Below are 2,116 nucleotides of genomic sequence, written 5' to 3' on the forward strand. Positions count from 1 at the left end.
CTGTAGCCCACGGTGGCGACCTGCGGGTCGGTGAACACCACGGCCGGCATTGCGGTCAGGTCCAGGGCCGCATCGCCGCCAGTCATGTTGATCGCAGCACGGGTGCCGGCCGCTGCCGCCACATAGACGAACTGAGGCTGGTCGGTGCAGTCGCCAGCCGCATAAATGTGTGGCGTACTGGTGCGCATGCCCTTGTCGATGACGATGGCCCCCTGCGCATTGGCAGCGACTCCCGCCGCTTCCAATGCCAGGCTGCGCGTGTTCGGTGCCCTGCCAGTGGCGACCAGCAGCTGGTCGGCGCGTATTTCACCGTACCCGGTGGTCAGCACGAATTCGCCGTCCACATGCGCGACCTGGCTGGCTTGCGTGTATTCCAATACCTTGATCCCTTCGGCACGGAACGCGGCTGTAACGGCCTCGCCGATGGCCGGGTCTTCGCGGAAGAACAGCGTGCTGCGTGCCAGGATCGTCACTTTGCTGCCCAGCCGGGCAAAGGCTTGCGCCAGTTCCAGCGCCACCACAGACGAGCCGATCACGGCCAGGCGCTCGGGAATGGTGTCGCTGACCAGGGCCTCGGTGGAAGTCCAGTAGGGTGACTCTTTCAGGCCCGGAATCGGCGGCACGGCCGGGCTGGCACCCGTGGCGACCAGGCAGCGGTCGAACGCCACCACACGCTCGCCGCCATCGTTTAAACGGACGGCAAGGCTCTGGTCGTCCTTGAAACGCGCTTCACCATGCAGCACGGTGATGGCCGGGTTGCTGTCCAGGATGCCTTCGTACTTGGCGTGGCGCAGCTCATCGACGCGCGCCTGCTGCTGGGCCAGTAGTTTGCTGCGATCAATCGCAGGCACAGTCGCCGCGATGCCACTGTCGAATGGGCTTTCACGGCGCAAATGGGCGATATGGGCAGCGCGGATCATGATCTTGGACGGCACGCAGCCGACATTGACGCAAGTACCGCCGATGGTGCCGCGCTCGATCAGCGTGACGTTCGCACCTTGCTCGACGGCCTTCAGCGCCGCCGCCATCGCGGCTCCGCCGCTGCCAATAACGGCGACGTGCAGTCCGTCCCCATCACCACCAGCCTTGTCGCCACCGCCCAGCCATCCCAGCGCCTTGCCAAGCAGTCTGCCCCGCGCTGAAGTGGATGGGGCATCGGCGGGTGTGGCCTTGTAGCCGAGGCCGGCCACAGCGGCGGTCAGCGCCTCTGGCGAGGTGCCGGGATCGGTGGCGAGTTGCGCGGAGCCTTTCGGGTAGGACACGAGCGCCGACAGCACGCCCGGCACTTTCTCCAGGGCGTCCTTGACATGTGTCGCGCACGAGTCGCAGGTCATTCCGGTGATATTCAAATACATTGCATCGTTCCTTTTCGTTTCGGCAACTGCCAATGCAGTTAGCCGTGTTTGGGTGGTAGTTCGCAGCGGCGGTTGGCCGGTGAGAGCAGATCCCAGATCGACACCCCGATCATCAAGGCCAGACCGACATAGAGGAGGTTCGCCGTCCACCAATTGCCAAAAAACAAGAGCATGGCCGCCAGCACGATGGCTGGGCCGACCATCCCGAGCAGGCTGCGGTACCATTGCCGATGACTCAGCCAGCCCAGTGCATTCGCCAGCAAAGCCACGACTGCGAACAGCGGCAGCAGCTTGGAGATAAACAACCCTTCGTATTCCTGTAGAAAGCCAAGGCCGATGGCCGCGCCCAGGCTGGCGATAGCCGGGAAACAGGCAGCGCATCCCATCGCGGAAACAACGCTGCCAAGCGCGCCAGCCTTGTCGGCAATGCGTGTAATCAGTCCCATGATCGCCCCAGGTTCGGGTTCAGTGGCTCACTGCTTGACGCTGGACGGATAGCCCGCGTCTCCGGTTGCCTTGGTCAGCTTCTGCACGCTGGTCTTGGCATCATCGAACGTGACAACCGCTTCGCGTGTCTCGAAGGTCACGTCAATTTTGCTGACGCCTTCGACCTTGGAAATCGCCTTCTTGACGGTGATCGGGCAGGTGGAGCAGGTCATGCCCGGTACGGACAGCGTGACGGTCTGGGTGGCGGCCCACACGGGGGCAACAACGGCAGCGAGGGCGAGGGCGGCAAACAGTTTTTTCATGATGAACTCCTG

At 63.6% G+C, this 2,116-nt stretch carries 3 protein-coding genes; all 3 read right to left on the minus strand.

Annotated features, from left to right (window positions below; genetic code table 11):
* The coding region (locus tag LZP96_RS23745; RefSeq protein ID WP_189087417.1) for a mercury(II) reductase at positions 1–1,355 on the minus strand (1,355 nt) is incomplete at its 3' end.
* Positions 1,356–1,393: 38 nt separating this feature from the next.
* Positions 1,394–1,801 carry an organomercurial transporter MerC gene (merC, locus tag LZP96_RS23750; RefSeq protein ID WP_000522993.1) on the minus strand — a complete coding sequence of 136 codons (408 nt, stop codon included), beginning with the start codon at positions 1,799–1,801 and terminating at the stop codon, positions 1,394–1,396.
* Between the two features lie 27 nt (positions 1,802–1,828).
* Positions 1,829–2,104 carry a mercury resistance system periplasmic binding protein MerP gene (merP, locus tag LZP96_RS23755; RefSeq protein ID WP_000732276.1) on the minus strand — a complete coding sequence of 92 codons (276 nt, stop codon included), beginning with the start codon at positions 2,102–2,104 and terminating at the stop codon, positions 1,829–1,831.
* Positions 2,105–2,116 lie beyond the last annotated feature (12 nt).

It is taken from the genome of Huaxiibacter chinensis, from assembly GCF_022171985.1.
Classification (GTDB): Bacteria; Pseudomonadota; Gammaproteobacteria; order Enterobacterales; family Enterobacteriaceae; genus Enterobacter; species Enterobacter chinensis_A.